The 26,982-nt window shown below is 62.5% G+C and carries 25 protein-coding genes, 1 other RNA gene and 2 pseudogenes; 19 read left to right on the plus strand and 9 right to left on the minus strand.

Annotated elements, in window-relative coordinates:
* Positions 1-146 precede the first annotated feature (146 nt).
* Positions 147-1,025 (minus strand): response regulator transcription factor, encoded by an 879-nt coding sequence (locus P8H27_RS13055; protein ID WP_289638009.1) that lies wholly within the window; start codon positions 1,023-1,025, stop codon positions 147-149.
* 659 nt (positions 1,026-1,684) lie between these two features.
* Here P8H27_RS13055 and P8H27_RS13060 point away from each other — a divergent pair.
* From P8H27_RS13060 to P8H27_RS13125, 14 genes are all read left to right on the plus strand, one after another.
* Positions 1,685-1,876: a Flp family type IVb pilin gene (locus P8H27_RS13060; protein WP_289638010.1), complete on the plus strand. Its 192-nt coding sequence runs from the start codon at positions 1,685-1,687 to the stop codon at positions 1,874-1,876.
* Between the two features lie 27 nt (positions 1,877-1,903).
* Positions 1,904-2,422, plus strand: a complete 519-nt coding sequence (locus P8H27_RS13065; RefSeq protein WP_289638011.1) for a prepilin peptidase — start codon at positions 1,904-1,906, stop codon at positions 2,420-2,422.
* 16 nt (positions 2,423-2,438) lie between these two features.
* Positions 2,439-3,776, plus strand: a complete 1,338-nt coding sequence (locus P8H27_RS13070; protein WP_289638012.1) for an AAA family ATPase — start codon at positions 2,439-2,441, stop codon at positions 3,774-3,776.
* A gap of 27 nt (positions 3,777-3,803) precedes the next feature.
* Positions 3,804-4,625 carry a Flp pilus assembly protein CpaB gene (gene cpaB / locus P8H27_RS13075; RefSeq protein WP_289638013.1) on the plus strand — a complete coding sequence of 274 codons (822 nt, stop codon included), beginning with the start codon at positions 3,804-3,806 and terminating at the stop codon, positions 4,623-4,625.
* Between the two features lie 143 nt (positions 4,626-4,768).
* Entirely contained in the window at positions 4,769-6,238 is a 1,470-nt protein-coding gene (locus P8H27_RS13080; RefSeq protein ID WP_289638014.1) for a type II and III secretion system protein family protein, read from the plus strand.
* A gap of 158 nt (positions 6,239-6,396) precedes the next feature.
* Positions 6,397-6,669 (plus strand): hypothetical protein, encoded by a 273-nt coding sequence (locus P8H27_RS13085; RefSeq protein ID WP_289638015.1) that lies wholly within the window; start codon positions 6,397-6,399, stop codon positions 6,667-6,669.
* Positions 6,670-6,676: 7 nt separating this feature from the next.
* A complete protein-coding gene (locus tag P8H27_RS13090) occupies positions 6,677-8,005 on the plus strand; it encodes a TadE/TadG family type IV pilus assembly protein (protein ID WP_289638016.1) in 1,329 nt (442 codons plus the stop codon).
* A gap of 179 nt (positions 8,006-8,184) precedes the next feature.
* Positions 8,185-8,655, plus strand: coding sequence for a TadE/TadG family type IV pilus assembly protein (locus P8H27_RS13095; RefSeq protein ID WP_289638017.1), 471 nt, complete (start codon positions 8,185-8,187; stop codon positions 8,653-8,655).
* On the plus strand, positions 8,655-9,137 hold the full coding sequence (locus P8H27_RS13100) for a TadE/TadG family type IV pilus assembly protein (protein ID WP_289638018.1): 483 nt from the start codon (positions 8,655-8,657) through the stop codon (positions 9,135-9,137). Before P8H27_RS13095 ends, P8H27_RS13100 begins: the two co-directional genes overlap by 1 nt.
* Complete coding sequence (locus P8H27_RS13105) at positions 9,131-10,351, plus strand: AAA family ATPase (RefSeq protein WP_289638019.1); 1,221 nt, start codon at positions 9,131-9,133, stop codon at positions 10,349-10,351. Before P8H27_RS13100 ends, P8H27_RS13105 begins: the two co-directional genes overlap by 7 nt.
* A 3-nt stretch (positions 10,352-10,354) precedes the next feature.
* Complete coding sequence (locus P8H27_RS13110; RefSeq protein ID WP_289638020.1) at positions 10,355-11,794, plus strand: CpaF family protein; 1,440 nt, start codon at positions 10,355-10,357, stop codon at positions 11,792-11,794.
* The gene (locus tag P8H27_RS13115) at positions 11,791-12,777 is read left to right on the plus strand and encodes a type II secretion system F family protein (protein WP_289638021.1); all 987 of its coding nucleotides are present in this window, start codon (positions 11,791-11,793) and stop codon (positions 12,775-12,777) included. The genes P8H27_RS13110 and P8H27_RS13115 overlap by 4 nt, the downstream gene beginning before the upstream one ends.
* Positions 12,778-12,810: 33 nt before the next feature.
* A complete protein-coding gene (locus P8H27_RS13120; RefSeq protein ID WP_289638022.1) occupies positions 12,811-13,779 on the plus strand; it encodes a type II secretion system F family protein in 969 nt (322 codons plus the stop codon).
* A gap of 1 nt (position 13,780) precedes the next feature.
* The gene (locus P8H27_RS13125) at positions 13,781-14,809 is read left to right on the plus strand and encodes a lipopolysaccharide assembly protein LapB (protein ID WP_289638023.1); all 1,029 of its coding nucleotides are present in this window, start codon (positions 13,781-13,783) and stop codon (positions 14,807-14,809) included.
* 184 nt (positions 14,810-14,993) lie between these two features.
* On the opposite strand, the gene P8H27_RS13130 is transcribed toward P8H27_RS13125, so the two are convergent.
* Positions 14,994-15,272, minus strand: coding sequence for an HU family DNA-binding protein (locus P8H27_RS13130; protein WP_289638024.1), 279 nt, complete (start codon positions 15,270-15,272; stop codon positions 14,994-14,996).
* 360 nt (positions 15,273-15,632) lie between these two features.
* Between P8H27_RS13130 and ffs the strand changes: the two genes are divergently transcribed.
* Positions 15,633-15,729: signal recognition particle sRNA small type (ffs, locus tag P8H27_RS13135), an RNA gene on the plus strand.
* Positions 15,730-15,878: 149 nt separating this feature from the next.
* On the opposite strand, the gene P8H27_RS13140 is transcribed toward ffs, so the two are convergent.
* Positions 15,879-16,166 carry a DUF3509 domain-containing protein gene (locus tag P8H27_RS13140; protein ID WP_289638025.1) on the minus strand — a complete coding sequence of 96 codons (288 nt, stop codon included), beginning with the start codon at positions 16,164-16,166 and terminating at the stop codon, positions 15,879-15,881.
* A 58-nt stretch (positions 16,167-16,224) separates the two neighbouring features.
* Positions 16,225-16,446, minus strand: coding sequence for a hypothetical protein (locus tag P8H27_RS13145; protein WP_289638026.1), 222 nt, complete (start codon positions 16,444-16,446; stop codon positions 16,225-16,227).
* Between the two features lie 590 nt (positions 16,447-17,036).
* On the opposite strand from P8H27_RS13145, the gene dnaX reads away from it, so the two are divergent.
* The 4 genes from dnaX to P8H27_RS13165 all read left to right on the plus strand — a co-directional run bounded on the left by dnaX (position 17,037) and on the right by P8H27_RS13165 (position 21,524).
* A complete protein-coding gene (gene dnaX / locus P8H27_RS13150; RefSeq protein ID WP_289638027.1) occupies positions 17,037-19,100 on the plus strand; it encodes a DNA polymerase III subunit gamma/tau in 2,064 nt (687 codons plus the stop codon).
* A gap of 4 nt (positions 19,101-19,104) precedes the next feature.
* Entirely contained in the window at positions 19,105-19,431 is a 327-nt protein-coding gene (locus P8H27_RS13155) for a YbaB/EbfC family nucleoid-associated protein (RefSeq protein ID WP_090385942.1), read from the plus strand.
* 193 nt (positions 19,432-19,624) lie between these two features.
* The gene (gene recR, locus P8H27_RS13160; RefSeq protein WP_289638028.1) at positions 19,625-20,224 is read left to right on the plus strand and encodes a recombination mediator RecR; all 600 of its coding nucleotides are present in this window, start codon (positions 19,625-19,627) and stop codon (positions 20,222-20,224) included.
* A gap of 151 nt (positions 20,225-20,375) precedes the next feature.
* Positions 20,376-21,524: an acyl-CoA dehydrogenase family protein gene (locus P8H27_RS13165; RefSeq protein WP_289638029.1), complete on the plus strand. Its 1,149-nt coding sequence runs from the start codon at positions 20,376-20,378 to the stop codon at positions 21,522-21,524.
* A gap of 183 nt (positions 21,525-21,707) precedes the next feature.
* Here the strand turns inward: P8H27_RS13165 and P8H27_RS13170 are convergent, their stop codons facing one another.
* The 5 genes and pseudogenes from P8H27_RS13170 to acnA all read right to left on the minus strand — a co-directional run bounded on the left by P8H27_RS13170 (position 21,708) and on the right by acnA (position 26,904).
* The gene (locus tag P8H27_RS13170) at positions 21,708-21,920 is read right to left on the minus strand and encodes a cold-shock protein (RefSeq protein ID WP_069516724.1); all 213 of its coding nucleotides are present in this window, start codon (positions 21,918-21,920) and stop codon (positions 21,708-21,710) included.
* A gap of 213 nt (positions 21,921-22,133) precedes the next feature.
* Positions 22,134-22,277 (minus strand): annotated as a pseudogene (locus tag P8H27_RS20690) (AraC family transcriptional regulator CmrA); the annotation flags it as partial.
* Positions 22,278-22,434: 157 nt separating this feature from the next.
* Positions 22,435-23,352, minus strand: coding sequence for a methyl-accepting chemotaxis protein (locus P8H27_RS20695; RefSeq protein ID WP_374761353.1), 918 nt, complete (start codon positions 23,350-23,352; stop codon positions 22,435-22,437).
* A 324-nt stretch (positions 23,353-23,676) separates the two neighbouring features.
* A pseudogene (locus P8H27_RS20700) lies at positions 23,677-24,000 on the minus strand (PAS domain-containing protein); the annotation flags it as partial.
* A 162-nt stretch (positions 24,001-24,162) separates the two neighbouring features.
* Positions 24,163-26,904 carry an aconitate hydratase AcnA gene (gene acnA / locus P8H27_RS13185; protein WP_289638031.1) on the minus strand — a complete coding sequence of 914 codons (2,742 nt, stop codon included), beginning with the start codon at positions 26,902-26,904 and terminating at the stop codon, positions 24,163-24,165.
* Positions 26,905-26,982: the final 78 nt, after the last annotated feature.

Here is a 26,982-nt window from a genome sequence, read left to right on the forward strand (position 1 = left end):
ACGCGTGACCCACATGGATGTGGGAAATGCCGCAAGCCCGTCGGCGACCCCATGGATGGGGGAGGTAGGAAAAATGCCGGGAGCATTTTCGAGAACGGGTGCGGCCCTCCTACAGGGGATTGGCGTTGGCCTGCTGCACGCAGAACTCAGGCGCGAATCCCGGGCTTCAGGCTGTCAAGTGCTGCGGCCGTTGTCGCCTCCAATTCGGGCTCCGCTATTACCGGTACAGTAGGATGGCAGGCCTGGCGGTAGTCGCTGGGCGTGCAGCCGACGCACTGTTTGAAGGCACGGGCGAAGTAGGAGGGATCCTTGAAGCCGGCCTCGTAGCCGATGCTGGTGATCGGCATCTGGCTGTTGTTCAGCAGTTCCTTGGCGAAGTCCATGCGCTTGTCGAGGATGTACTCCATAAAACCAACGCCGTTGACTTCCTTGAACAGGCGGCTGAAGCGAAAGGGAGTCATGCCGCAGTGCTGGGCCAATTCCTTCTGGTCGATGCTGTCGCGAAAATGCTGCTCGATGTAGTCCAGTACCTTGTTCAATGCCTGGTGTTTCTGGTGCTCCGCGGTCAGCCTGATGCTGTCCGGCAAGGACGGGTGGCGCTCGAGCAGGGGTTTGTGCTGCTGGCCATGAGTGTTACGACGCAACTCGCAAAGCTGGTTGAGTGAGTGCAGGTAGCGGCTTTTTTCGGTTGCCGAGAGCGGCAGCACTATGTATTCCCACACCCGTGAACGCATGGCCCAGATGGCCAGTTCTTCCGAATGCTGCACGGTGAACATGGTGATCGGTATCGAGGGGGCGGAGCGCTTGACCTCCAGCAACAGGTTGAGCCCGAGCGCATCCGGGCGATCGAAATGCATGCAGATCATGTCCGGCTGTTGTTTGTACTCCCGGCCGGGCAGGCTGGAGGTCTTCGCCAGTCGGCAATCGTAGCTTGCACGAAAGTGCCCCATCAGCTCCTCAACTGATTGGTCATGCGTAAGATCGAGCCATAACAAGAATGGCTTGGTGGCCGAGTTAGACTTCATATCCTTAGCTCTGCGCCTCTGTCCCTCCCCGTACTTGAGTATTGTCAGAATGCCAGCACTGTAAAGATCGAATCCTAATAAGAGAAAACAGCTTAGTTGCTTTGCTTCTTGGTTTTGCCGCGAGCCCGGCGCCTCGCGGCGCGCTTGGTTTTTGTCGATACGCCCGGGGCTGCCGCTGGTCGCTTGCGAATCAGATCCAGAGTCATCCGTAACTCATTCCTTTTTATGGGCTTTGCCTGGCCGGCGCCGCCTGTGCTGTCGGTATTGTTGCGGCTCTGTACCCGTGAGGTGTTGTATCGCCAGGCGCGAACGGCCTGCGATCCGTAGCAGGCCCGACCTCGGGCGAGCTTTGGCTATACCGCGAAACGATGGGCAGGCAGCCCTGCGGCTGCATTCGCCGCGGGGCGCGTGACCCACATGGATGTGGGAAATGCCGCTAGCCTGTCAGGAGCAGGCGCGGCCCTCCACAAGAGATCGCGCCTGCAACACATAATGGGGACATAGCCATTTTTGCGGCCTGGGCAATCGCCGCAAAAAAGTCCTGGTGATTCGCAAAAAACTCCTAACCCCTATTTTTCCTGCTGACTAGGGTTCAAGCAGGCGGGGCAGGCAGTGCCGCCGATTTCCTGGAAGAACAACATTCGAGTGAGGTGGGCGAAATGACTTTTCAAGCAATCAAGACTGCGGTGATGAAGTTCGTCGAGGACGAGGATGGATTGACCATCGTGGAATATGCGGTGGCGGGTGGGTTAATCACCGCTGCAGTTGCCGCCATGTTCGTTTCTCTGGGTGGAGAAGTTAATACCCGTATTACGCAACTGTGCACGGCTGTAAAAGGTGCTGCTTGCTAGTAGGGAATCCTGAAGGGAGACGCAGCGATGTCCATGGAGCAGATGGTCCCCGTCATTGTGCTACTAGGGCTGCTGGGGGTTGCGGTGGCGAGCGATCTGCGTCGCCACCGCATTCCCAACTTGCTGGTCGTGCTGGGCCTCGCGTTGGGGCTGGCCGGCCAGGCTTATACGGGCGGAATTAGCGGTTTTGGCGATGCCGCGTTGGGCCTGTCGATCGGCTTCGGCGTGTTTCTCCCGCTCTATGCCCTGGGCGGCATGGCCGCCGGCGACGTCAAACTGATGGCCATGGTCGGCAGTTTTCTGACCCCGTTCGATGCGCTCTGGGCGGCACTGTTCAGCCTGATCGCCGGGGGCCTGTGCGGTTTCCTGATAGTGCTGGTGCGTGGTCAGTTTGCGATGACCTTTTCGCGTTACTGGCTGATGTTAAGGGCGCGAGCCTATTTTGCTCCGGCAGCGGATGAAGTGGCCGGCAAGCCTTTTCCTTATTCGGTGGCGATCTTGTTGGGCACGCTGGCCAGTCTGTACTGGCTGCAGCTCGCTCAATAATTTGGGAGGCCCGTTTATGTATGCCATCAGCGACAGCGACGCCTACCCCAGCGAACGCGAGGCCGTAGAGCGCCTGGCGCCGCAGCCGCGGAACATTCGCGAAACCGGCCTGGCCGACAATTTTCTCGGCGATCTGCTGTGCAAGCACTTGCACGATGCCGGGGTGCTGGCCATGCCGCAGCTGGTCGAGCGTCTGGCGCTGACCGGTACGGTGCTGGAGGAGATCCTGGCGTTTCTGCGCAAGGATGGCCGCGTCGAGGTGCTCGGCCAGGCGAGCGGCCAGGCCGCTGGCCAGGGGCTGCGTTACGGCCTGACCGAGCGCGGCCGCAGTGCCGCCCGCGATGCCCTGGCGCGCAGCGGCTATATCGGCGCGGCGCCTTACCCGGTGAGCAGTTACCGCTCGCTGCTCAAGGTGCAAACCATTCACCACGGCCGCATCACCGCCCGCGACATGCGCGCCTCCTTCGGCGGCGTGGTGCTGAGCGAGGGCATGCTCGACCAGTTGGGCGTGGCCCTGAATTCCGGGCGCGCCATCATGATTTACGGGCCCGCGGGTACCGGCAAGACCTATATCAGCAGCCGCTTGATCCGCCTGTTCGCCGAGGCCATCTGGGTGCCTTACGCCATCGCGGTCAACGAGGCGGTGATCGAGATCTACGACCCGCAGGTGCACCAGCGTCTGGATGAGCGGGACGAGCAGCCGAACAGCCTGCTGCTCAACCAGGGCATCGACCGGCGTCTGCTGTGCTGCAAACGCCCGGTGTTGATCACCGGCGGCGAGTTGAGCATGGAGCAGTTGGATATCCGCTACGACCCCTTCAGCCGTCAGTACCAGGCGCCGCTGCAACTCAAGGCCAGCAACGGCCTGTTCATCATCGACGACATGGGCCGCCAGCGCATGGCGCCGGCCGAGTTGCTCAACCGCTGGATAGTGCCGATGGAAGAGAAGCGCGACTTCCTCAACCTCGGCGGCGGGCGTCACTGCGAGCTGCCATTCGACCTGGTGCTGGTGTTCTCCACCAACCTCAACCCGCTGGAGCTGGCCGACGAGGCCTTCCTCCGGCGCATCGGCTACAAGCTGCACTTCAACTACCTCCGGCCGGAAGAGTACGAGCGCATCTGGCGCCAGGAATGCGAGCGCCTGGGCATCGCCCATGACCCGGTGTTGCTGCGCTATGTGCTGCAAGGCTTGTACGAGACGGAGGGCATGCCGCTGGTGCCGTGCCATCCGCGTGATCTGCTGGGCATGGCGCTGGATCGCCAGCGCTATCTGGATGGTTCCGGGCCGCTGTCGCCGCGCGAGCTGGAGTGGGCCTGGCACAACTACTTCGTCCAACTCGATTTTCTTGGATAAGACTTTCATGGCTAAGGAGATACAGACATGAGCGCGCGTACCCTGACCCTGGTTGCCCTGTCCCTGATCCTCGGGCTGGGCGCCGCCTGGATGGCCAACAACTGGCTGAGTGCCCGGCTCGATGCCGGCCCGGATGACAACCTGCAGAATGTGGTGGTGGCTACGGTGGAAATCCCCTTCGGCCAGATGGTCGAGGCCCAGCATGTCAGCCTGGTGCGCATGCCCAAGGGCACGGCCCCGGACGACGCCTTCGATGCCACCGACAAGGTGCTCGGCAAGATCGCCACCTTCACGATGCTGCGCGGCGACATCGTGCGCGGCGCGCGGCTGGCCGAGCACCTCGGCGGCAGCACCCTGGCCTCGCTGATCGAGTCGAACAAACGCGCCATCTCGGTGCGGGTCGACGACGTGGTCGGTGTCGGCGGCTTCCTGCTGCCGGGCAACCGGGTCGACGTGCTGGCGACCAAGAAGAGCGGCGGCAACAACAACGAAGCCGAGTCGAAGACCATCCTCGAAGACTTGCGGGTACTCGCCGTCGACCAGACCGCCAGCACCGACAAGACCCAGCCGGTGGTAGTGCGCGCGGTGACCCTGGAAATGAGCAGCGAGGAGGCCGAGGTGCTGGTCAAGGCGCAAACCGAGGGCAAGCTGCAACTGGCGCTACGCAACCCGCTGAACAACCAGAAAAAACTCGAAGCCACCGAGCCGCTGGCGCTGGTCGAGGCGCCTGCGCCGGCTCCGGTCGCAGCGCCGGCGCCAGCCAAACCACTGGTGCGTCGCAGCGGCGGCGGTGTCGGGGTCACGATCATTCGCGGTACCGCAGTCGAGGCGACGAAGGTGCAGTTGTAGGGGCGCGAGCTATGGGGAGGCGCGAGCCAGGCGGGGTTCTCGCACTCCCCATGCTCCTCACCGGACGAACGGGTACGCAGTGGCAGCGCTTTTCCGCTGCTCCTGTAAGCAGGTAGGGCGACATAACAAGCAAGGAGTAGGGCATGGAGATCATCCAAAGACTCAGGTCACACGCGTGCTACGTACTGGGCGCCTGGCTGCTGTCGAGCATCGCGGTGCAGGCGGCCGAAGCGCCGCCGGCGGTAAGCGCCATGCCGGCAGCCAATACCAGCAGTATCGAGGTGCCGATCTACAAATCGCGGGTGCTCGCCACTCGCGCCCCGGTGAAGAAGGTCTCGGTGGGCAATCCGGAGATCGCCGACATCCTGATCACCAGCCCGACCCAGCTCTACCTGCTCGGCCGCTCCCTGGGCAGCACCAACGTGCTGTTGTGGGATAGCCGTAATCGCCTGATCGACAGCCTCGACCTCGAGGTGGTGCATGACCTCGGCGGGCTGAAAGGCAAGCTGCACCAGTTGATGCCCAACGAGAGCATCGAGGTCTTCAGTGCCCAGGGTGCGCTGGTGCTGCGCGGTCAGGTGAGCAGCGCGGCGGCGATGGATACCGCGGTCAAACTGGCCAAGACCTATACCGCACAGACCGCCAGCGTGGTGCAGGGCGAGGGTGAGGCGGCGGCAGCGGCGCCGACCCAGTCGCTGGAGGTGATCAACCTGCTCACCGTCGGCGGCAGCCAGCAGGTGATGCTGGAGGTCAAGGTCGCGGAGATGAAGCGTGATTTGGTCAAGCGTCTTGGCGTGCGTTTCCTGGCTATCGGCTCCGGCGGCAACTGGCAGTTTGGCGGGTTCAATAACAGTGGTTCAGTGGTTGATAATTTGCTCAGCCCCAGTACCGGTTTTCTGGCGCAGTTCGCCTCCGAGAGCTTCCTCTTCGACGCCATACTGGAAGCGTCCAAGGACAATGGCTCGGCCAAGATACTGGCGGAGCCAACCCTGACCACTCTGACCGGGCAGCAGGCGGAATTCATTTCCGGCGGCGAGTTCCCCATCCCGGTTTCCGATGACGATGGCATCACCATCGAGTTCAAGGAGTTCGGTGTCGGGGTGAAGTTCCTCCCAACCGTCTTGGACTCGGGGCGGATCAACCTCAACCTGAATGTGTCGGTCAGTGAGCTGGTGGCGGCCAATAGCCTGGTAGTGGAAGCTGACTCCATTAGAGGCTCTTCCTCATTGCTGGTGCCGGCGCTGACCAAGCGCAGTGCCCAGTCCACCGTCGAGCTGGGCAATGGCCAGACCATCGCCATTGCCGGTTTGATCAGCGAAAGCACCCGCGACTCTGTCAGCCGCTTCCCTGGATTGGGCGACATCGCGGTGATCGGTAACCTGTTCCGCAGCCAGGAGTTCATCAGTGGCGAGACCGAACTGGTGATCCTGGTGACGCCGCACCTGGCCAAGCCGGTGGATGCGCGGAGCGTGCGCCTGCCGACCGAGAAATTCGTCGCACCCAGCGATGTGGATTTCTACCTGCTCGGCAAGACCAAGGGGCGCGGAATGAACCGTCCGGTTCCGGTCAGCCTCGGGACTAGCGAAGGCAGTTTCGGCCACGATCTGAATTAGCTGCAACACCTAGGGTGGGCTTCAGCCCGCCACTGCACGACATAGGTAAATGTGCCGGGCTAAAGCGGAACGCCGCCCGGCCCACCCTGGGGGGTTGGCGCCTGCTGGGCAGACCCTCAGGCGCCGGGCACGATCTCAATCAATTGGAGGCAGCGACCATGAAACTCATGATTCCCCTGTACATGCTGGTATTGGCGTTGTCCGGTTGCATGACCTACGAGGAGGGCCGGGTCGGCCCATTGGGTTCCAGCATTTACGACGTCCACTACCAGCAGATTGCCGACAAGCAAGTGGCTGCCAACCCCGGCACCGAAGTCTCGCCCACCGGTATCGACGGTCCTCTGGCGGAAAAAGTCATGGACGGCTATCGCGGCGTGACCGGCGATGCGGCCCAGGTTGTCCAGCCGATCCAGATCAATATCGGCAACTGAGGACTGGATGATGAAACTCCGTATGCACCGGCCATTCACCGCACTGCCGCACCGCCAACGGGGTGCGGTGATCGTGCTGATCGTGATTGCACTGGCGGCGATGCTGCTGATGTCTGCCCTGGCATTGGATGGCGGGCACATGCTGGTGAACAAGACCCGCTTGCAGAATGCGGTGGATGCGGCGGCCTTGAGTGGGGCCAAGACCTTGAGTCAGGTCATGGGCTCGGGCAATGCCTCCAGCCTGACGCGGGGCGCGGCGCTGGATACGCTGACGCGCAATGCCAATGCAGCCGGCAATGGCGAACTGGCCAGCGCCATCGGCACTGCCGGTGGGGTCGGCGCCTTCGCCGTGGTGGAGTTGGCCAGCACCGTCGAAGGACCTTTCGCTTATCCGGGGCCGGTGGATGCCCGCTTCGTCCGGGTCAGGGTGGCGAATTACTCCTTGAGCGGCTTTTTCTGGGGCTTCGCCCAGGCGTTCGGCGCCGGCAACCTCGGTAACAAGGCAGTGGCGGCCATCGCCACCGCCGGCCCGAGCCAGACCGCGCCCTGCAACCTCGCGCCCTTGATGGTCTGTGGTGACCCCGACCAGTACGACCCGGGCAATGGCATGTTCTGGGGCTACCGCTTCGGCGATCTGGAGGTGCTGAAGAGCGCGGCGGGCAACGCGCCGGCTATCGGTCCCGGCAATTTCCAGTTGATCCGCCTAGGCGATAACACCGGCGCTGACGATATCCGCGACGCAATGTGTCGGGGGGTCGACCAGTGTCTGACCAGCGGCGAGCCGGTCGAAACCGAGCCGGGCAACACCGTGGGTCCGGTGGCCCAAGGCCTCAACACCCGTTTCGGGGTGTACAACGGGCCGGTCAGCGCCGCCGCCTGTCCGCCGGATTTGGTGACCAGCTTCAGTACGCCACGGATGACCTACAGCGAGCCCAATGTGGTGCACCAGACCCAGCTGGTTCAGTCCAGCGACGGCGATCTGTACACCGCCAGCGCCGCGCTGCTCGACTACAACGACTGGGTGGAGAGCGTCGCCAACTGTCCGGGCGGCTGCGAAGCCAACGGGGTGTTCGAACGGCGCCTGCTGAAGATAGTGGTGGGCAACTGCGACGGCGTATCGGGCGGGCAGACTTCGGTGCCGGTGCTGGGCTACGGCTGTTTCTTCCTGGTGCAAACAGTCAGCCAGCAGGGCAGTCAGGCACAAATCTTCGGCCAGTTCGTCACCGACTGCGCAGGCGACAGCGTACCCGGCCCGGTGGTGGATGACGTGGGGCCGAAGATCATCCAGCTGTACAAGACCTATATCACTCCGGCGACGCCGAGCCCGGATTCCTAGGTGGCCCGGCGAGAGACTCCTGTAGGGCGGACTCAGGAGCGCAGCGAACAGTCCGCCATTGTGAGTGGCGTACTGCTTCGCGAGTACGCCCTACCGACTGATCGCCAGCAAGGGCTAGGCGTCCCCCGGGCTCCTACGGGCGCAAGGCAATGGAACCGTTTTTTGAGAAGAGGTGTGCGATGAGAAGTCCGCTCTTCAAACAGTTACAGGCCCAGCGCGGCGTGGCCATGGTCGAGTTCGCCATCGCTTTGCCGCTGTTGCTGTTGCTGTTGCTGGCCATCGGCGAGTTCGGCCGCATGCTCTACCAGTACAACAGCCTGCTGCAGGCCAGTCGCGACGCCGGGCGTTTCGTCGCCGGGCAGGCCTGGAACGCCACTCTTGGGCAGGTCGAGTTGAACAGCAATCTGCAGTCCAGAACCAAGAGTGTTGCCGTCTACGGCGTGCCGACCAATCCAGGCAGTTACTCCCCGGTGGTGCCGGAGCTGACACCCGCTGACGTACAAGTCAGTTCGGTGGGCGCCGAGCATGTACAAGTCAGCATCAGCTATACCTTCCGCCCGGTGATCGGCAGTGCCTTGCCGACCTTTTTCGGCAATCCCATCCCGCTTGGCATCTCGCTGAGATCCACCGTGGTCATGAGGGTGCTGTGATGAACAAGAAGCGCATGCAGGGTGTGTATGTGGTGGAGTTCGCCATCATCGGCGTGCTGTTGTTCACCCTACTGTTCGGTGTGCTGGAGATGGGCCGGCTGTTTTTTACCGTGGGCGCCTTGAACGAGGTGGTAAGGCGCGGTGCGCGGCTTGCGGCGGTATGCACCATCAGCGATCAGGTGGTGTTGCGGCGGGCCATCTTCAACGCAGCGAATGACAGCGGCGCCAGCAGTTTGATCGGCAACCTGACGACCGCCAATCTGACCCTTGCCTATCTGGACGAGGACGGCGGGGTGGTGAGCAGCCCGAATGATCCCGCCAACTTGAGTTCCATCCGTTTCGTGCAACTCAGTGTCGTGAATTTCCCCTTCACGTTATTGATTCCCGGAGTCGGCGGGGGAATCACTCTGCCGGTGTTCAGGGCGATCTTGCCCCGTGAAAGCCTCGGCTCCGATGGCATCGGTGGAGACACATCATGTTGAGAACCAGAGAAGCCGCAACGCTAGCCCGCGCGACTGGCAAGCAGAGCCTGCAGCTGTTGATCAGCAGCCGCGATGCCGCGGCCCTGAACCACCTGAAAACAGTCAGCCAGCGCCTGCCCAGCCTGCAGGTGAATACGCGCCTGGTGAGCAACGGCCATACCGACCCCCTGTACGGCTTGGAACAGATGCCCGACTTTCTGCTGTTGCGGGTCAGCCATCTGTGGCGTGAGGAACTGGCGGCCTTGTTGTTGCGGCCAGTCCATGAGCGCCCACCGCTGTTGATCTGCGGCCCGCTGGAGGAGCGCGAGGGCATTCGCCTGGCGATGCAGGCCGGCGCCCGGGATTTCCTGCCCGAGCCGGTGGCCGCCGATGAGTTGCTGGCCGCCTTGGCGCGAATGATCCAGGAGACCCAGGCGGGGCAGGGGGCGGGCGGTCAATTGATCGCGGTGATGAATGCCAAGGGCGGTTCGGGTGCCACCCTGCTGGCTTGTAACCTGGCCCATCAACTCAGCGCCCAAGGTGGCAGCACCCTGTTGCTCGATCTCGATCTGCAGTTTGGCAGCGTCGCCCATTGCCTGGACGTGGTGCCGGCGCACAGCCATGTGGACGTGCTGCAACAGATAGACGAAATGGACAGCGTCGCCTTGCGCGGCTTCTGCAGCCATTTCAGCCCGACCCTGCACGTGCTGGGCGGGCGCTCCGGGGAGCTGTGCCTGCCGCAGGATGTCCGTCTGGAACAGCTGGAGGCGCTGTTGCGTCTGGCGCGCAATACCTATGACTGGGTGGTGGTGGATCTGCCGCGGCAGATCGACCACCTCACCGGCATCACCCTGGAACAGGCCGACCGGGTCTATGTTCTGCTGCAGCAGAGCCTCAGCCACCTCAAGGATGCCACCCGCCTGGTGCGCATCATGCGCGACGAGCTGGGGGTGCAAAGTGAGCGTCTGCAGGTGGTGGTCAATCGCTACGACAAGGCTTCGCCGGTCAGCCTGCAGGATATTGCCGAGGCGCTGCGCTGCACCGACCTGCACAAGTTGCCCAACGACTATGCGGTGGTCAGCGCAAGCCAGAACACCGGGGTGCCGCTGCTGCTGCATGCGCCACGAGCGCCGTTGACCCTGGGTGTGCGCGGGTTGACTCAGGCGTTGCTCGGCACCAAGACGGCCGAGCAGGGTTTGTTGAAACGTACCTTTGGCCGACTGTTCGGGGGATAGACCATGCTCAGTGAATTTCGCAATCGCCTGCGTCAGCAGCCCGCCAAGAACCCGCCGACAGCCCCGCAGGCAGCACAGGCCAAGGGCGAGGACGGTGCCGACGCGCCTATGGCCTGGGAGAGCAGTGCACCGGATGCGGTCTATGAAACCCGCTCGCGACTCAGTCCGATGGAAACCGAGTGGCGGGAGAAGATCTATCAGCAGTTGCTCAAGGTCATGGATCTGTCGCTGCTCGATTCGCTGGAGCCGGCCGAGGCCGGGCGGCAGATCCGCGAACTCAGCCAGCGCCTGCTGGACGAGCATTCGGCGCCGGTGAGCGCCAGCAGCCGCCAGTTGATCATCAAACAGATCACCGACGAAGTGCTCGGCTTGGGGCCGCTGGAACCGCTGCTGGCCGACCGCAGTGTGTCGGATATTCTGGTCAACGGGCATGCCTCGGTGTACGTCGAACGCTTCGGCAAACTGCAACGAACCGATGTGCGTTTTCGTGACGATCAGCATCTGCTGAATATCATCGACCGCATCGTTTCCAGCCTGGGCCGGCGCATCGACGAGTCCTCGCCGCTGGTGGATGCGCGCTTGAAGGACGGCTCGCGGGTCAATGCGATCATTCCGCCGCTGGCCATCGACGGGCCGAGCATGTCGATCCGTCGGTTTGCCGTGGATCTGCTCAATAGCGAGAGCCTGGTGCAGATGGGCACCCTGACTCCGGCCATCGCCCTGGTGCTCAAGGCCATCGTCCGTGGGCGCCTGAATGTGCTGGTGTCCGGCGGCACCGGCAGCGGCAAGACCACCCTGCTCAACGTGCTGTCGAGTTTCATCCCGCACAACGAGCGGATCGTCACCATCGAGGACTCGGCCGAGCTGCAGCTGCAGCAGCCGCATGTGGTGCGCCTGGAAACCCGGCCGCCGAACATCGAAGGGCGTGGCGAGGTGAACCAGCGCGAGCTGGTGCGCAACAGCCTGCGCATGCGCCCGGATCGCATCGTCATCGGCGAGGTGCGTGGCGCCGAGGCGCTGGACATGCTGACGGCGATGAACACCGGCCACGACGGCTCGCTGACCACCATCCACGCCAATACCGCGCGCGATGCCCTGGGCCGGATCGAGAACATGGTGTCGATGACCGGCGCAACCTTCCCGATCAAGGCCATGCGCCAGCAGATCGCCTCGGCCATCGACGTGGTGATCCAGCTGGAGCGTCAGGAGGATGGCAAGCGGCGCCTGATCAGCGTGCAGGAGATCAATGGCATGGAGGGCGAGATCATCACCATGACCGAGATCTTCGCCTTTGTCCGCCGCGGCATGGGCGAACACGGCGAGGTGCTCGGCGACTACCGGCCGACCGGCATGGTGCCGGCGTTCCGCGATGTACTGGGCAAACGCGGCATCGAGTTGCCGCTTAATCTGTTCCGCCCGGAATGGATGGAGGGGCAGTCATGAATCAGATTCCCGGTGAATTTATCCTGGCGTTCCTCGGCATGGTGTTCGCCGCCGTGTTCCTGCTCAGCCAGGGCTTGGTGGTGCCGGTATTCGGCGAGGCGGGGCGGGTGCGCAAACGTATCCGCAGTCGCCTGCATGTGTTGGAGCATGCCAACAACCTGCCGAATATGCAGACGGTGCTGCGTCAGAAGTACCTGCGCCGCCTGTCGCCGCTTGAGGCCCGGCTGGAGCAGCTACCAACCATGGAGGCCCTGGCACAGATGATCGAGCAGGCCGGGCATCACTACCGGGCCTACCGGGTGCTGTTGCTCGGGCTGATCCTGGGTGTGCTGGCAGGCATCCTGCTGTGGCTGTTCACCCGGCTGTGGTGGCTGGCGCTGCCGGTGGCCTTGCTGGCGTGCTGGCTGCCGGTGCTGAAAATCGCCAGCGACCGCGGCAAGCGTTTCGCCCTGTTCGAGGAGGGGCTGCCGGACGCCCTGGACGCCATGTGCCGCGCCTTGCGCGCCGGTCATCCGTTCAACGAGACCCTGCAACTGGTGGCCGAGGAACACCAGGGCCCGGTGGCCCATGAATTCGCTCTGACCTTTGCCGATATCAACTACGGCAACGACGTGCGCCGGGCGATGCTCGGCCTGCTCGAACGCATGCCGAGCATGACGGTGATGATGCTGGTGACCTCGGTGCTGATTCACCGCGACACCGGCGGCAATCTGACCGAGGTGCTGGAACGGCTGAGCAGCCTGATCCGCGGGCGCTTCCGTTTCCAGCGCAAGGTCAAGACCTTGTCGGCGGAGGGGCGGATGTCGGCCTGGGTGCTGGTGGCCGTGCCCTTTGTGCTGGCGGCGGCCATCGTGCTTACAACGCCAGAATATTTGCCCCTGCTGATCAAGGAGCCCTTGGGCCAGAAGCTGGTTAGCTGGGCGTTTGTCGCCATGCTGATCGGGATTTTCTGGATCCGCAAAATCATCAGGATTCAGGTGTAGACGACACTGGCGTTGCTAGAGGAGGTATTGCTCATGGACTATCTGCTGAGTCTGCTCAATCGGGTGGTGGGCAACGAGGAGCTGGCGCGCCTGTTGTTCGTCGGCGCCATTGGCCTGAGTGCGGTGCTGGCGATGATCACCCTGGCCATGCTGGTGCTGGGGCTGCGCGACCCGGTGCAGCGGCGTCTGACCCTGATCAAGCGCGGGCATGGCGGCTTTGCCGCCGGTCAGGAGGCGCCGAGCAACCTGCAGTTGATGCTGGAGCAGGTGGGCCAGCGCTTCACCTCCGCCGAGCAGGGCCAGGACTCGGCTACCCGCACCCTGCTGACGCACGCCGGTTATCGCTCGTCCGCGGCGGTGCAGACTTACTGGGCGGTGCGCCTGCTGGCGCCGCTGGTGCTGGTGGGGCTCACCTTGCTGGTATTGCCGCTGATCCCCAAACTGTCCCTGGTCATGGGCATTGCCCTGGTGGCGGCGGCGGCCGCGGTCGGTTGGCTGGTGCCGGCGATCTATGTCGACAAGCGCAAGCAGGCACGCATGACCCGGCTGCTGGTGGCTTTTCCCGATGCCCTGGATCTGATGGTGGTCTGCGTCGAGTCGGGGCTGGCCTTGCCCCAGGCAATCGAGCGGGTGGCCGACGAGATGGCGGTCAGCCAGCCGGAGCTGGCGGTGGAGTTGGCCCTGGTCAACGCGGAGATCCGCGCCGGCATCCCCAGCACCGAGGCGCTCAAGCATCTGGCCGAACGCACCGGACTGGAAGACATTCGTGGCTTGGTCAGCCTGCTGGCGCAGAGCATCCGCTTCGGCACCAGCGTCGCCGATACCCTGCGTATCTATGCCGAGGAATTCCGCGACCGACGCACTCAGAAGGCCGAGGAGACGGCGGCGAAAATCGGCACCAAGCTGGTCTTTCCACTAATCTTCTGCCTGTGGCCGAGCTTTTTCCTGGTGGCCATCGGTCCCGCCATCATTGGGGCACTCAAAGCGTTTGGGAAGCTATGACATGAAAAGGATCAGTCTGCTGTTGGCCACGATGGCCGTGCTGTCAGGATGTCAGACCATGGGGCCGGAGCCGGCGCTCAATACCCGCTCGGTTTATAGCGGCGACAACTCGCTGCTGTACAAGGTGCGCAAACAGGCCAGCTCGGCCGATCAGGCCATGCAGATGGCCGCGCTGGCCTACCAGGCCGGCGACCTGGATCAGTCGTTGTATCAGTATCTGCGCGTCATCGAACTGGAGCCGAAGCGCTACGAGGCCCTGCTCGGAGTCGGGCGCATCCACCGCGAACGCGGTAATGCACAGCTCGCCGAGATGGCCTTCAACGAGGTGCTGGCGAGCGCTCCGGACAACCTCGACGCCCTGGCCGAGATGGGCATGCTGCACCTGGCCAAGCGCAATCACGCGGCCGCGCAGGCGCTGCTGTTCAAGGCGTTGGAGCTGGATCAGCGGCGTCTGGGCAACGACCAGGGAGATGGATTGCCTGACGTGGCCGCACTCAAGGTGGACAGCCAGTCGCCGTTGAAGGTCTACAACGCCCTCGGCGTACTCGCCGACTTGAGCAACGACTTTCCGTTGTCCGAGGCCTATTACCGCCTGGCCCTGCTGATCGAACCGCGCTCGGTGCTGGTGCAGAACAGCCTTGGTTACTCTTACTACCTGGCCGGGCAATGGCCCGAGGCCGAGCGTACCTACCAGCGGGGCATTGGCTACGACGGCAACTACAAGCCGCTATGGCGTAATTATGGCTTGCTGCTGGCGCGCATGGAGCGCTACGAGGAAGCGCTTTCCGCATTCGAACAGATTGGCGGTCGTGCCCAGGCCAGTAACGATGTTGGTTATATCTGCCTGGTGGAAGGCAAGCTGGATATCGCCGAGCAGTTCTTTCGCAGCGCGATTGAGCAATCTCCCGCGCATTACGACATGGCCTGGGAAAACCTCAATCGGATTCAGCAGATCCGGCGGATTCGTCAGATGGGAGGCGATCCAGGCTCTGTAGCCGCTATCCCCCCGAGCGCGCCGGTGGTGCAGTAAGCGACCGACGTTGGGCATGACGCCGCGGGATGCCGCCGCCGCGAGCTGGCGTACTGCTGCGCGAGTACGCCCTACGGTTCGCGGCGATGGATATGCTTCTGTAGGCGTCAGGTAAGGTTTCCGCTGTCGGCCAGTGGTCTGGCAGCGCAGCGGACACCGTTTTCTAGCTTGCTTCTTGTAATGCTCAGTTGATCGCGTCGGTCAGGGCTTTGGCGGGTACGTACTTGACTACTTTTTTCGCCGCGATCTCGATTGCCTGGCCGGTCTGTGGGTTGCGTCCGGTGCGGGCTGGGCGATCGCTGATTTTCAATTTGCCGATACCCGGCAGGGTGATTTCGCTGCCGTTTTCCAAGGCTTCGCTGACGATTTCGCTGAGTTGCTCAAGTGCCGCACGCACGGTGGTCTTGGGTGCGTCGATGGCGTCGGCGATATCGCTGATCAATTGGTCTTTAGTCATGGCCATGTTGTTGCTCCTTGGAATGAGGGGGTGACGCTGAAAATGCCTCGCGCAGAGTACTGCGATTTTGTCCTGCTGGCATTGTCTCAGGACAGATTTCGGTTGATCGAACCGTATCCTGCAAGAGCAAGCCACACGCCCTTGGGCGCCCCTGCGACGAATTTAGCCGCCAGTCGCCATGCGTGATGTCGACGCTGAGTTACGCCACGCCGAGTGTTGCACCAAGCGATTGATTCCATATGCCTGAGCTGCGCGCCTCGCCCCAGCTTCGCTTGAACCCTCTAAGTGTTTGAAACAGTTGTAAGTTCAAGCCAAGCCGGTACAATGGCTCCGCTCGCTGCATGGCGGGTAGCGTTATGGTGGCCCTGCCGGTCCCCCCGCAACGATCAACCGTGAACCCGGTCAGGCCTGGAAGGGAGCAGCCGCAGCGGTGACATTGTGTGCCGGGGTGTGGCTGGTGGGGTCGCCTCCATCTTTAAACCCGTCCGGGTTGTCTGTTAAATCTTATCTGCCGATCTGAAGCCTCTAGCGGGGAAGCGTTTGTTTGCCTGCTCGAATGGCACGCCATAAAAAACCTCGCTGTGCGGCGAGGTCTCTGCTGTTTGAGCGGCTTCAGTCGGCGAGGTAGTTAAGCACGCTGTTTTGTTCTTTCAGCGCTTTGCGCATTTCTGCGGGGATGTTGCCGGAGCGAACGGCAAGTTCCAGACGGATTTCTTCGAGGCTTTGCGCGAAAGCCTGCGAGTCGTCACGCTGGGCGGCGCTGAGGACTCGGCTGTAGGCGGTGGCGTCGGCGGTGTCGAGCAGGGAGAGGACGATGCCGCCATCTGGGCGTCGCGGGCTGAAGGTAACGCGTAAAGGGGCAAACAGTTGTTCGGCGAGCTGGCGATTAATGCTATCCATGACCGTACTCCATCCTGAGATTGATCACTTACGACACCAATGGGGCTGCGAAGTTCGCTTAGGCCAGTAGCGACTGGCGCGCGCGTTCGATTACCTGCGGCAAGGATTCGCTGCTGTACTGCTCGGGGTACAGGCGCTGGGTGTGTTGGGCGATGCCGGCCTGGTTGACGATGGTGAAGCTGAAGTTGCCCTTGCGGCTGGCAAGAATGCGGCAATCGAATGGCGCAAAGGCGTTGGATAGGATGCGAATGGCATCCTGAATTTGGTGCTGAGTATTCATTTTTGGGGTGTTTCCTAAAACAACAGGCGCGTCATTGCGCTATATGAAGCTCCAAGCTCTCGACTTTCTGGGTCGAAGAAATGAATCTGATCGGAGCGGGACTGCGCGCATAAGTTCAGTTCTGAAAGTGCTTATGCGGGTCGGTACTTCGGAGGCAGGCTGAGTCAGTGCTTGCGCAAGACGGCCTGATCAGTCAGCAGGTTGGGTCTGGTAAGGAACTATGCGGCATCGCTTGATGAGCGTATGCGTTCTTTACCTGGAGTCCATCGAGGGGGCCGGAAGGCCTGAATGACTTACAGCGTGGTACTAACGGGCCGGATGGTAACGGGTTGATTAAGTTTTAGCCAGCTTAATTTGCAAGTGGCGGTTGATTGGGCAGCAATTGGTGTGCCATCGCGCAATCGTTGCTGCTGGCGAGCTGGTTCGGGCGGCGCCTTGATAGCGTCCGTAGCATGGGGCTTCCTGCGTGTGCGGGGTTCAATCGCTGAAATGATTATTGCCTGGCGGGCCCGAGCTGCGCATCGGATGCAATTTAGCCCATGCTCCGTTAGGATTAGCTCACTTTTGCTTTCATCTCGCGACGGTTTTAGATGAGTTATCAGGTTCTTGCACGTAAGTGGCGTCCGCGCTCGTTCCGCGAAATGGTCGGCCAGACCCATGTGCTCAAGGCGCTGATCAACGCCCTCGACAGCCAGCGCCTGCATCACGCTTATCTGTTTACAGGTACTCGCGGGGTCGGCAAGACCACGATTGCGCGGATCATCGCCAAGTGCCTGAACTGCGAAGCCGGGATCAGTTCGACGCCTTGCGGGGTCTGCTCTATCTGCAAGGAAATTGACGAGGGGCGTTTTGTCGATCTGATCGAGGTCGATGCTGCCAGTCGCACCAAGGTCGAAGACACTCGCGAACTGCTGGACAACGTGCAGTATTCGCCGAGTCGTGGGCGCTTCAAGGTCTACCTGATCGACGAAGTGCACATGCTCTCCTCGCATTCGTTCAATGCCTTGCTCAAAACTCTGGAAGAGCCGCCGCCGCACGTCAAATTCCTGCTGGCAACCACCGACCCGCAGAAGCTGCCGATGACCATTCTGTCGCGCTGCTTGCAGTTCTCTCTGAAGAACATGCCGCCGGAGCGGGTGGTGGAGCACCTGAGCCATGTATTGGGTGCGGAAAATATTCCGTTTGAAGATGATGCGCTCTGGCTGCTCGGGCGTGCGGCCGATGGTTCGATGCGCGACGCGATGAGTCTGACCGACCAGGCAATTGCCTTCGGTGAAGGCAAGGTGCTGGCCGCAGACGTGCGCGCGATGCTCGGCACCCTCGACCACGGTCAGGTGTATGGCGTGCTGCATGCTTTGCTCGAAGGCGATGCGCGCGGCCTGATCGATGCCGTGCGCCATTTGGCCGAGCAGGGGCCTGACTGGAATGGCGTGTTGGCGGAGATTCTCAATGTCCTGCACCGCGTGGCCATCGCCCAGGCGCTGCCGGATGCGGTCGACAACGGCCAGGGCGACCGCGACCGGGTGCTGGCATTGGCCGAGGTATTGCCGGCCGAAGACGTGCAGTTCTACTACCAGATGGGCTTGATCGGTCGGCGCGACCTGCCGTTGGCGCCGGATCCGCGCAGCGGCTTCGAGATGGTGCTGCTGCGCATGTTGGCGTTTCGGCCTGCCGATGTAGGCGGTGGGCCGAGGGTGGCGCTAAAGCCGCTAGGGATTAGCCAGGCCACGGCCGATCCCCGTCCCAACCCAGTGGCCGGCACTGCTGTGACTGTGTCGGCTGAGCCCGAGCCCGAGCCCGAACCCGAACCCGAGTCTGTGGCGGTTGTGGCTGTTATGCCGCAATCGCTGACCGCGCCGGTGGAGATCCAAACGCTGCCGCCGGTCGAGCCGGAAGCTGTGGTTTCAGTTCCCGCGGTGCCCCAGGTTGTCGTCGCGCCTACGGCGGTTGTGGCGGTGACGAATTTGCCCTGGGAAGAGCAGGCGCCCCCGGTTGAGGCTTGTCCGCCGCTCGCCGAGCCCGTAGCGGTGCAGCCGCTCGTTGAGGCGGTGGCGGTAGCGCCCGTCAGTGCTATGCCGCAGGCCGAAGCCGAAAGCAGTAGCGGCAGCGATGATGAGCCGCCTCTGGGCGATTACGATTATGTCGAGATGGATGCGCAGGCGTTCGACTACGACTTCGATGCGCTTGACTCCGTTCGAGCCATCGAGCCGGAACCGCAGCTCGCTGCGAAACCGGCGACCGGACTGGCTGCCGATTGGTTGGGGCTGTTCCCCAAGCTTGGCCTGTCGGGCATGACCGGCAGTATCGGCGCCAACTGCACGCTAATGGCAGTCGAAGGCGATAACTGGTTGCTGCATCTCGATCCGGGGCACAGTGCGCTATTCAACGCGACCCAGCAGCGTCGTTTGAATGATGCCCTGAACCAGTATCATGGCCGCGAGTTGAGCCTGCAGATCGAGTTGTGCACGCCCGAGCAGGAAACTCCGGCGCAGGCGGCGGCGCGCAAACGTGCCAATCGCCAGCGCGAAGCAGAAGAGTCGATCCACGGCGACCCGCTGGTGCAACAAATGATTCAGCAGTTCGCCGCGGTTATCCGCGCGGACAGCATCGAACCCGTAGATACTCAAGTTCACCCCCTGATTACCGAGGACTAGCACCATGATGAAAGGTGGCATGGCCGGCCTGATGAAGCAGGCCCAGCAGATGCAAGAAAAAATGCAGAAGATGCAGGAAGAGTTGGCTAACGCCGAAGTGACCGGTCAATCCGGCGCCGGTCTGGTTAGCGTGGTGATGACCGGTCGGCACGATGTCAAGCGCGTGAGTCTGGACGACAGCCTGATGCAGGAAGACAAGGAAATCCTCGAAGACCTGATTGCGGCGGCAGTGAACGATGCGGTGCGCAAGGTCGAGCAGAACAGTCAGGACAAGATGTCCGGCATGACTGCGGGGATGCAGCTGCCCCCCGGCTTCAAAATGCCTTTTTGATCGCTCTCGTGCGCCCAGTCGGCGCACATGGTGGCCGAACGCGCTCCTCAGCGGGAGGGCCAGTAAATCAAAAGCACAACGCAGGTGTTCCTGCCGCTCAGTTGTCATCGAGTGTGTAGTCCGGATGTAATCCGGGAGTGCCGGCACCCTGTTTCCCCGGATTGCATCCGGGCTACGAGTCTGTAGGAGTTCCATGAGCTTCAGCCCGTTGATTCGCCAACTGATCGATTCGCTGCGCATTCTGCCAGGTGTGGGGCAGAAGACTGCCCAGCGCATGGCTTTGCAGATGCTCGAGCGCGATCGCGGTGGTGCGTTGCGTCTGGCTCAGGCGCTGACCCAGGCGATGGAAGGCGTTGGTCACTGCAAGCAGTGCCGTAGCCTGAGCGAGGATGAGGTCTGCCAGCTATGCCTCGACCCGCGTCGCGATGACAGTCTGCTGTGTGTGGTAGAGGGGCCGATGGATGTCTATGCCGTGGAGCAGACCGGTTTTCGCGGGCGCTACTTCGTGCTCAAGGGACACCTTTCCCCGCTCGATGGTCTGGGGCCTGAGGCCATTGGGATTCCCGATCTGCTGGCGCGTATTGCTCGGGGCGGTTTTGCCGAAGTCATCCTGGCCACGAATCCGACCGTGGAAGGCGAAGCGACGGCGCATTACATTGCCCAGCTGCTGGCTAACAAGGGGCTGATCGTCTCGCGCATTGCCCATGGCATGCCGCTCGGCGGTGAGCTGGAGCTGGTCGACGGCGGAACCCTGGCGCATTCGATTGCTGGGCGGCGACCGATTCAACTCTAAGCTGGCCCGTCGGCTCGCAGCCCGCTGGCTTGTATATGCCGCAGCATAATGCCGAGCACGGCTTTATTGCCGCCATGCGTGGCGCAATCCTCACCTTGTAAACCAAGCAAGCGCTCGGTATGGTCGCGTAAACCTCTGCGGGAGCGGCCCCATGTCTGTTTGTCAGGATTATTTCGATGCGTCCCAGCAGCTGGTGCGCGACTCTGTGCGGCGTTTTGTCGAACGGGAAATCCTTCCGCATATCGATGAGTGGGAAGAGGCTGAAGAATTTCCTCGTGAGCTGTACCTGAAGGCCGGCGCCGCTGGGATCCTTGGCATCGGTTACCCGGAGCGGTTTGGCGGCAGCCATGAGGGTGATGTCTTCGCCAAGGTCGCCGCCAGTGAGGAGTTGATGCGCTCTGGTTCCGGTGGCCTGGTCGCTGGCCTGGGTTCGCTGGATATTGGTCTGCCGCCGGTGGTTAAGTGGGCCGCGCCAGCGCTACGCGAACGCGTAGTGCCGCAAGTGCTTGCGGGAGAGAAGATCATGGCTTTGGCGGTCACCGAGCCCTCAGGCGGCTCTGACGTGGCCAATCTGAAGACCCGCGCGCGACGTGATGGTGATGTTTACCGGGTGACCGGCAGCAAGACCTTTATCACCAGTGGCGTTCGTGCTGACTACTATACGGTGGCGGTGCGGACTGGCGGCGACGGTTTCGGCGGCGTCAGTCTGTTGCTGATAGAGAAGGGTACGCCCGGTTTCACGGTTGGACGCAAGTTGAAGAAGATGGGGTGGTGGGCGTCGGACACCGCCGAACTGTTCTTCGATGACTGCCGGGTGCCGGTATCGAACCTGATCGGTGCTGAGAACATGGGCTTTGCCTGCATCATGGCTAATTTCCAGAGCGAGCGACTGTCCCTGGCGATCATGGCCAATATGACGGCGCAACTGGCTTTTGAGGAGGCGATGGAGTGGGCGGGGCAGCGTGAGGCGTTCGGCAAGCCAATTGGCAAGTTTCAGGTGCTTAAGCACCGCTTGGCAGAGATGGCAACCCAGCTGGAGGTCTCCCGCGAGTTCACTTACCGTCAGGCGGCGAAGATGGCGGCTGGCAAGAGCGTGGTAAAGGAGATATCCATGGCGAAGAACTTCGCCACCGACATTGCCGACCGGTTGACCTACGATGCCGTGCAGATCATGGGTGGGATGGGGTATATGAGAGAAAGTCTGGTGGAGCGCCTGTACCGCGATAATCGGATTCTGTCGATTGGCGGCGGCTCGCGGGAGATCATGAACGAGATCATCAGCAAGCAGATGGGTTTGTAGGGGGGCTCTTCGAGGGCGCGAAACCCTTACGGGTCGCCGAGCGCGGCGTTTCGCCTCGGATCGTCCTTGAGCGCTCCGGCCGCACAGGTGCGTGGCAGCTATCGAGGTTAGAGTTCTGTTGTTTAGCACGCACAAAAAACAAGCCCCGCTTGTGCGGGGCTTGTCTTGAACAGGGCAGGAGGCTTAGGCCACCTGTACCTCTTCAGCTTGCATACCTTTCTGGCCACGGGCGGCCACGTAGGTAACGGTTTGGCCTTCTTTCAGGCTTTTGAAACCGTCGCTTTGGATAGCTTTGAAGTGGACGAACAGATCATCGCCGCCGTTAGTCGGGGTAATGAAGCCGAAGCCCTTTTCATCGTTAAACCATTTGACGGTGCCAGTTTCGCGGTTAGCCATGATGTATCTCTTATAAATCGATGCGGATTGCAGTACTAGAAATACCTCAGCAGGGTACTGAACGCAATGATTTTTTCGGTATCGAGTGGTTTTGAGCGGAAATTAATCCAGTAGGATTGCACTGGTTGCAGCAATATATTTCGACGAAGTTCGATGGTTTTCGCGTCTTGAACTGATATTTTGCTCTAGTTCGCCGCACTTCGATACGCGGGATCAGGCCGTATTCCTCAACCTGGCCAAATCTCGGCGTGGCGGTGCGCCAAGCAGGCGGCTGAACTGCGAGAGGCTCTCAGAGCCGACCCGGTAGCTGACCGATATGGACTTCCAGTCCCGTGCCGGCATCAACCCTCGTGCTTTCGTTCACATGGCCAGCATGTCTGTCATGTTGTGGGCGGCAGCCGGCGGCGGTGTGGTCTGTTGGGTTCGCTCGCCCTGCGGCTGTTATCCCGCCACGCTGCGTTTCGGCCATTTCTGCCTTGTTTTGGCTGCCTCGCCTACATTTTGCAACGGTCTGTTAGCGGTTGAAGCGATCGACCAGGGTGCATTGTCCCTGCGCAGTGGCGGTGAGTGCCGCGCTGAGCGCTGCGGAGTTTTGCGCTTCGCTGGCGGTCTGGTCGGAGAGTTGGGCGATGTTGGTGATGTTGCGGTTGATTTCGTCGGCGACCGAGCTTTGTTCCTCGGCGGCGGCGGCGATCTGATCGGCCATGGCGGCAATATTGGCCACCGCGTCGCTGATCCCGGACAGGGCCAGGTCGGCATGTTGCACATGCGCGACGCCTTCAGCGGCCTGCTTGCGACCGATTTCCATGGTCATCACCGCCTCTTCGGCGGTGCGCTGCAGTTTGGCGATCAGTTGATGAATTTGCTCGGTGGATTCGGTGGTGCGTTGCGCCAGCGAGCGCACCTCGTCGGCGACCACGGCGAAGCCACGGCCCATTTCGCCGGCCCGTGCGGCTTCGATGGCGGCGTTGAGGGCGAGCAGGTTGGTTTGGTCGGCGATGCCTTTGATTACGTCGACCACGCCGCCGATTTCGTTGCTGTCTTGGGCCAGGCGGGTGACGGTCTCGCCGGTGTCGCCGACCGACTGCGAGAGGCGCTGAATGGTTGTGCGGGTTTGCGCGGTGATGGCACGGCCTTCGCTGGCCAGGCGATTGGCTTCCTGGGTGGCGATGGCGGTGCGGGCGACGTTGCTGGCGACTTCCAGGGTGGTGGCGGCCATCTGGTTGACCGCGGTGGCGACCTGTTCGGTTTCCTGGCGTTGGCGGCCCAGGCCAGCCGAGCTGCTGTGCGCCAGGGTGCCGGCCTGCTTGGCCTGTTTGGCCAGGTTTTCGGCGCTGTCCTGCAAGCGGGCCAGGCAGGCCTTCAGCCGCGTCTCCTGGGCGAGCATGGCCATTTCCAGGCGGCCCTGGTCGCCACGGCTGTCGGTGTACATCTGGGCGATCAGCGGATCGGAGGTGGTTTGCTCGGCGAGCGCCAGCAAGCGCTTGCGCCCACGCTGCTGCCAGCTCAAACCGGCCAGGCCCAAGGGGAGCGACAGCAGTGCGGTGGCGGCAAAGCCCCAGCTGGAGTCGAGCCAGGCGCCGATCAGGAAGCCGAGTTGGCTGGTCAGGATGAACGGCAGCCAGGCTTGCAGCAGCGGTAGCCAGCTGTCGCGCTTGGGGATTGCTGACTTGCCGGCGTTTATCCGCTGGTACAACGCCTGGGCGCGGCGTACTTGCTCGGTGGTTGGCTTGACCCGCACCGATTCGTAACCGACCAGCTGGTCGTTTTCCAGCACCGGTCTGACATAGGCATTGACCCAGTAGTGATCGCCGTTCTTGCAGCGGTTCTTGACGATGCCCATCCACGGCCGCCCCTGCTTGAGGGTCGCCCACATATGCTCGAATAGCGCCGCTGGCACGTCCGGGTGACGCACCAGGTTGTGCGGCGCCGCCAGCAGCTCGTCGCCGCTGAAGCCGCTGATCTCGATGAAGGCATCGTTGCAGTAGGTGATCTGCCCCTTGATATCGGTGGTGGAGATCAGCCGGTGCTGGGCCGCAAGGTTGCGTTCACGCTGGGTGACGGGTTGATTGTTGCGCATGGGGGCTCGTCCCTAAGGGGTATACGAAGTCATCGGCCTGAGCGGCCTGAAGTTGAGCGCAATAGTCGCCGGGCAGTGCGCTGGGCGTGGCGACGACTGTCCATTGTTGCCCGCGACAAAAAAGCGGGTAAGGTTCTCGTCCTTGCCCGCCTGGATCGGGCCTCAGCCAGCGATCAACTGGCGCAGCACGTAGTGGAGAATGCCGCCGGCCTTGAAATACTCCACCTCGTTGAGGGTGTCGATGCGGCACAGCACTTCGATGCTTTCGTGGTCGCCGTTTTCGCGCGCAACTTCCACCATCAGCTTCATCAGGGGGTGCAGCTCGACGCCATCCAGGCCGTAGATGCTGAGCTTCTCCTGGCCGGTCAGGTGCAGGCTCTTGCGACCCTGGCCGGGCACGAACTGCAGGGGCAGTACACCCATGCCGACCAGGTTGGAGCGGTGGATGCGTTCGAAGCTTTCGGCGATCACCGCCTTGACCCCGAGCAGGTTGGTGCCCTTGGCCGCCCAGTCGCGGCTTGATCCGGTGCCGTATTCCTTGCCGGCGATCACCACCAGCGGGGTGCCGGCTTCCTGGTAGCGCATGGCCGCGTCGTAGATCGCCAGCTTCTCGCCACTCGGCACGTGCAGGGTGTTGCCGCCTTCTTCGCCGTCGAGCATCTCGTTGCGGATGCGGATATTGGCGAAGGTGCCGCGCATCATCACTTCATGGTTGCCGCGCCGCGAGCCGTAGGAGTTGAAATCGATCGGTTCGACGCCCTGTTCGCGCAGGTAGCGCCCGGCGGGGCTGTCGGCCTTGATATTGCCGGCCGGGGAGATGTGGTCGGTGGTCACCGAGTCGCCGAGCAGGGCGAGAATGCGTGCCTGATGGATGTCGCCGATGTGTGGTGGCGCGTCGGCGATGTTCTCGAAGAACGGCGGATGCTGGATATAGGTCGAATCGGCCTGCCAGGTATAGGTGGCGGTGTCCGGTACCTGGATCGCCTGCCACTGGGCGTCGCCGGCGAATACTTCGGCGTATTCCTTGTGGAACATCGCGGTATCGACCTGCATGATCGCCTCGGCGATTTCCTGTTGGCTCGGCCAGATATCCTTGAGATAGACCGGCTGGCCGTCCTTGCCTTGGCCCAGCACTGCTTTGCTGATATCCAGCCGCACGCTGCCGGCCAGGGCGTAGGCCACCACCAGCGGCGGCGAGGCCAGCCAGTTGGTTTTCACCAGCGGATGCACGCGGCCCTCGAAGTTGCGGTTGCCGGAGAGCACCGAGGCCACGGTCAGGTCGTGTTGCTGGATGGCCTGCTCGATCGGTTCGAGCAACGGCCCCGAGTTGCCGATGCAGGTGGTGCAACCGTAGCCGACCAGATCGAAGCCCAGTTGATCCAGGTATTCGCTCAACCCGGCGGCGGCCAGGTAGTCGGTCACCACCTTGGAGCCGGGAGCCAGCGAACTCTTGACCCAGGGCTTGCGCTGCAGGCCTTTGTCCACCGCCTTCTTCGCCAGCAGGCCGGCGGCCATCATCACGCTGGGGTTGGAGGTGTTGGTGCAGGAGGTGATGGCGGCGATCACTACGGCGCCGTTCTGCAGGCGATGGGTCTGGCCTTCGTGCTGGTAGTCGGCCGCGCCGACCAGCGCCGCACTACCGACCGCGGCGCCGCCGCCACCTTCGTCGAGCAGGCGCGCGTCCTCGTCGGTGGCGGGTTTTACCTGCAGCCCGGTAAAGTCGTCGAAGGCTTGTTTGACCTGGGGCAGGGCGACCCTATCCTGGGGCCGTTTCGGCCCGGCCAGGCAGGCCTCGACGCTGCCCATGTCCAGCGCCAGGCTGTCGCTGAACAGCGGTTCCTGACCTTGCTCGCGCCACAGACCCTGGGCTTTGCAATAGGCCTCGACCAGTTGGACGCTCGGCTCCGGGCGCCCGGACAGGCGCAGGTAGCCCAGGGTGATCGCATCGACCGGGAAGAAGCCGCAGGTGGCGCCGTATTCCGGGGCCATGTTGGCGATGGTGGCGCGATCCGCCAGCGGCAGCTCGGCCAGGCCGTCGCCATAGAACTCGACGAATTTGCCGACCACGCCCTTGCTGCGCAGCATTTGGGTCACGGTCAGCACCAGGTCGGTGGCGGTGATGCCTTCCTTGAGTTTGCCGCTCAGCTTGAAGCCGATCACCTCGGGAATCAGCATCGACACCGGTTGGCCGAGCATCGCCGCTTCCGCTTCGATGCCGCCGACGCCCCAGCCGAGGATGCCGAGGCCGTTGATCATGGTGGTGTGCGAGTCGGTGCCGACCAGGGTGTCGGGGAAGGCCAGGGTCTGGCCGTCTTCCTCCTTGGTCCAGACGGTGCGGCCGAGGTATTCCAGGTTGACCTGGTGGCAGATGCCGGTGCCCGGCGGCACCACGCTGAAGTTGGCGAAGGCATGCTGGCCCCAGCGCAGAAAGGCATAGCGCTCGCCGTTGCGCTGCATCTCCATGGCGACGTTCTGGGCGAAGGCGGCGTGACTGGCGAACTTGTCGACCATCACCGAGTGGTCGATCACCAGGTCGACCGGCGACAGCGGATTGATCTTCTGCGGGTCGCCACCGGCCTTGGCCATGGCCTCGCGCATGGCGGCCAGGTCGACCACCGCCGGTACGCCGGTAAAGTCCTGCATCAGCACGCGCGCCGGGCGGTACTGGATCTCGCGTTCCGAGCTGCGCGTCTGCAGCCAGTCGGCCATGGCCTGCAGATCGCTGCCGCTGACGGTCTTGCCGTCTTCCCAGCGCAACAGGTTTTCCAGCAGCACTTTCAGCGACATCGGCAACCTGTCGATATTGCCGAGGGTCTTGGCCGCGTCCGGCAGGCTGAAATACTGGTAGGTTTGCTCGCCGACGGCGAGGCTGCGGCGGCTGTTCAGGCTATCTAGGGAAGGCATTGCGTATCTCCTTGTGGCCCGCAGGGCGGGGGTCGGATTGACTGCAATAGTCACTTCAAACTAGCTGCGCCTGGCCGG

This window comes from Pseudomonas sp. sp1636 (assembly GCF_030376615.1).
In the GTDB taxonomy this organism is placed as follows: domain Bacteria; phylum Pseudomonadota; class Gammaproteobacteria; order Pseudomonadales; family Pseudomonadaceae; genus Aquipseudomonas.

Excerpts from the sequence above, each read along its gene's own strand:
- P8H27_RS13055 (WP_289638009.1), bottom strand. The coding sequence starts at position 1,025 with ATGAAGTCTAACTCGGCCACCAAGCCATTCTTGTTATGGCTCGATCTT.
- P8H27_RS13060 (WP_289638010.1), top strand. The coding sequence starts at position 1,685 with ATGACTTTTCAAGCAATCAAGACTGCGGTGATGAAGTTCGTCGAGGAC.
- P8H27_RS13065 (WP_289638011.1), top strand. The coding sequence starts at position 1,904 with ATGTCCATGGAGCAGATGGTCCCCGTCATTGTGCTACTAGGGCTGCTG.
- P8H27_RS13070 (WP_289638012.1), top strand. The coding sequence starts at position 2,439 with ATGTATGCCATCAGCGACAGCGACGCCTACCCCAGCGAACGCGAGGCC.
- cpaB (WP_289638013.1), top strand. The coding sequence starts at position 3,804 with ATGAGCGCGCGTACCCTGACCCTGGTTGCCCTGTCCCTGATCCTCGGG.
- P8H27_RS13080 (WP_289638014.1), top strand. The coding sequence starts at position 4,769 with ATGGAGATCATCCAAAGACTCAGGTCACACGCGTGCTACGTACTGGGC.
- P8H27_RS13085 (WP_289638015.1), top strand. The coding sequence starts at position 6,397 with ATGAAACTCATGATTCCCCTGTACATGCTGGTATTGGCGTTGTCCGGT.
- P8H27_RS13090 (WP_289638016.1), top strand. The coding sequence starts at position 6,677 with ATGATGAAACTCCGTATGCACCGGCCATTCACCGCACTGCCGCACCGC.
- P8H27_RS13095 (WP_289638017.1), top strand. The coding sequence starts at position 8,185 with ATGAGAAGTCCGCTCTTCAAACAGTTACAGGCCCAGCGCGGCGTGGCC.
- P8H27_RS13100 (WP_289638018.1), top strand. The coding sequence starts at position 8,655 with ATGAACAAGAAGCGCATGCAGGGTGTGTATGTGGTGGAGTTCGCCATC.
- P8H27_RS13105 (WP_289638019.1), top strand. The coding sequence starts at position 9,131 with ATGTTGAGAACCAGAGAAGCCGCAACGCTAGCCCGCGCGACTGGCAAG.
- P8H27_RS13110 (WP_289638020.1), top strand. The coding sequence starts at position 10,355 with ATGCTCAGTGAATTTCGCAATCGCCTGCGTCAGCAGCCCGCCAAGAAC.
- P8H27_RS13115 (WP_289638021.1), top strand. The coding sequence starts at position 11,791 with ATGAATCAGATTCCCGGTGAATTTATCCTGGCGTTCCTCGGCATGGTG.
- P8H27_RS13120 (WP_289638022.1), top strand. The coding sequence starts at position 12,811 with ATGGACTATCTGCTGAGTCTGCTCAATCGGGTGGTGGGCAACGAGGAG.
- P8H27_RS13125 (WP_289638023.1), top strand. The coding sequence starts at position 13,781 with ATGAAAAGGATCAGTCTGCTGTTGGCCACGATGGCCGTGCTGTCAGGA.
- P8H27_RS13130 (WP_289638024.1), bottom strand. The coding sequence starts at position 15,272 with ATGGCCATGACTAAAGACCAATTGATCAGCGATATCGCCGACGCCATC.
- P8H27_RS13140 (WP_289638025.1), bottom strand. The coding sequence starts at position 16,166 with ATGGATAGCATTAATCGCCAGCTCGCCGAACAACTGTTTGCCCCTTTA.
- P8H27_RS13145 (WP_289638026.1), bottom strand. The coding sequence starts at position 16,446 with ATGAATACTCAGCACCAAATTCAGGATGCCATTCGCATCCTATCCAAC.
- dnaX (WP_289638027.1), top strand. The coding sequence starts at position 17,037 with ATGAGTTATCAGGTTCTTGCACGTAAGTGGCGTCCGCGCTCGTTCCGC.
- P8H27_RS13155 (WP_090385942.1), top strand. The coding sequence starts at position 19,105 with ATGATGAAAGGTGGCATGGCCGGCCTGATGAAGCAGGCCCAGCAGATG.
- recR (WP_289638028.1), top strand. The coding sequence starts at position 19,625 with ATGAGCTTCAGCCCGTTGATTCGCCAACTGATCGATTCGCTGCGCATT.
- P8H27_RS13165 (WP_289638029.1), top strand. The coding sequence starts at position 20,376 with ATGTCTGTTTGTCAGGATTATTTCGATGCGTCCCAGCAGCTGGTGCGC.
- P8H27_RS13170 (WP_069516724.1), bottom strand. The coding sequence starts at position 21,920 with ATGGCTAACCGCGAAACTGGCACCGTCAAATGGTTTAACGATGAAAAG.
- P8H27_RS20695 (WP_374761353.1), bottom strand. The coding sequence starts at position 23,352 with ATGTACACCGACAGCCGTGGCGACCAGGGCCGCCTGGAAATGGCCATG.
- acnA (WP_289638031.1), bottom strand. The coding sequence starts at position 26,904 with ATGCCTTCCCTAGATAGCCTGAACAGCCGCCGCAGCCTCGCCGTCGGC.